Origin of the sequence: Streptomyces sp. NPDC056600 (assembly GCF_042792855.1) — a bacterium.
Lineage (GTDB): Bacteria > Actinomycetota > Actinomycetes > Streptomycetales > Streptomycetaceae > Streptomyces.
The window spans coordinates 1-2,010 of the sequence record NZ_JBHTVQ010000018.1 but is presented as its reverse complement, the minus strand read 5'-3'; the positions used below and the strand labels follow the sequence as shown (position 1 = coordinate 2,010).

1 rRNA gene (only partly in view) is annotated in these 2,010 nt (G+C 57.6%); it reads right to left on the bottom strand.

The annotated features are described in order from the left end of the window. Positions 1-1,726, bottom strand: a 23S ribosomal RNA gene (locus ACFRAV_RS11845); it reaches 1,271 nt to the left of the window's first position. Between the last annotated feature and the right edge of the window lie 284 nt (positions 1,727-2,010).

Below are 2,010 nucleotides of genomic sequence, written 5' to 3'. Positions count from 1 at the left end.
GGTGTGCGACGGATTTACCTACCGCACGGCCTACACCCTTACCCCGGGACAACCACCGCCCGGGATGGACTACCTTCCTGCGTCACCCCATCACTCACCTACTACCAGCTCGGGTCACCGGCTCCACCACTCCCCCTCACTCCGAAGAGATCAGGGGCGGCTTCACGGGCTTAGCATCACTGGATTCAATGTTTGGCGCTTCAAAGCGGGTACCGGAATATCAACCGGTTATCCATCGACTACGCCTGTCGGCCTCGCCTTAGGTCCCGACTTACCCTGGGCAGATCAGCTTGACCCAGGAACCCTTGGTCAATCGGCGCAAACGTTTCTCACGTTTGTATCGCTACTCATGCCTGCATTCTCACTCGTGAACCGTCCACAACTCGCTTCCGCGGCTGCTTCACCCGGCACACGACGCTCCCCTACCCATCACGATCCCCGTTGGGGGTATATATCGCAATGACACGACTTCGGCGGTACGCTTGAGCCCCGCTACATTGTCGGCGCGGAATCACTAGACCAGTGAGCTATTACGCACTCTTTCAAGGGTGGCTGCTTCTAAGCCAACCTCCTGGTTGTCTGTGCGACTCCACATCCTTTCCCACTTAGCGTACGCTTAGGGGCCTTAGTCGATGCTCTGGGCTGTTTCCCTCTCGACCATGGAGCTTATCCCCCACAGTCTCACTGCCGCGCTCTCACTTACCGGCATTCGGAGTTTGGCTAAGGTCAGTAACCCGGTAGGGCCCATCGCCTATCCAGTGCTCTACCTCCGGCAAGAAACACACGACGCTGCACCTAAATGCATTTCGGGGAGAACCAGCTATCACGGAGTTTGATTGGCCTTTCACCCCTAACCACAGGTCATCCCCCAGGTTTTCAACCCTGGTGGGTTCGGTCCTCCACGAAGTCTTACCTCCGCTTCAACCTGCCCATGGCTAGATCACTCCGCTTCGGGTCTTGAGCGTGCTACTGAAACGCCCTATTCGGACTCGCTTTCGCTACGGCTTCCCCACACGGGTTAACCTCGCAACACACCGCAAACTCGCAGGCTCATTCTTCAAAAGGCACGCAGTCACGAGATGCAGCAAGCTGCATCCGACGCTCCCACGGCTTGTAGGCACACGGTTTCAGGTACTATTTCACTCCGCTCCCGCGGTACTTTTCACCATTCCCTCACGGTACTATCCGCTATCGGTCACCAGGGAATATTTAGGCTTAGCGGGTGGTCCCGCCAGATTCACACGGGATTTCTCGGGCCCCGTGCTACTTGGGTGTCTCTCAAACGAGCCGCTGACGTTTCGACTACGGGGGTCTTACCCTCTACGCCGGACCTTTCGCATGTCCTTCGTCTACATCAACGGTTTCTGACTCGTCTCACGGCCGGCAGACCGTAAAAGAGAGATCCCACAACCCCCCAAACGCAACCCCTGCCGGGTCTCACACGCCTGAGGTTTAGCCTGATCCAGTTTCGCTCGCCACTACTCCCGGAATCACGGTTGTTTTCTCTTCCTGAGGGTACTGAGATGTTTCACTTCCCCTCGTTCCCTCCACACTGCCTATGTGTTCAGCAGTGGGTGACAGCCCATGACGACTGCCGGGTTTCCCCATTCGGAAACCCCCGGATCAAAGTCTGGTTGACGACTCCCCGGGGACTATCGCGGCCTCCCACGTCCTTCATCGGTTCCTGGTGCCAAGGCATCCACCGTGCGCCCTTAAAAACTTGGCCACAGATGCTCGCGTCCACTGTGCAGTTCTCAAACAACGACCAGCCACCCATCACACACCACCTAAGCGATGCTTTACCGGGGCCGGCACTGAAGGCGACCAGACGGCCGTACCTTCAGATACCCAACAGCGTGCCCGGCCGGCTCACGTCCGGAGATCATGCGTTCCACGCTCTTGCGAGCAGTACTAACAGCATCCGACCCGATTACCGGCCGAGTAGTCAACGTTCCACCCATGAGCAACCAGCATCAGACATTCGCTGATGTACTGGCCTCTGAACCAGGC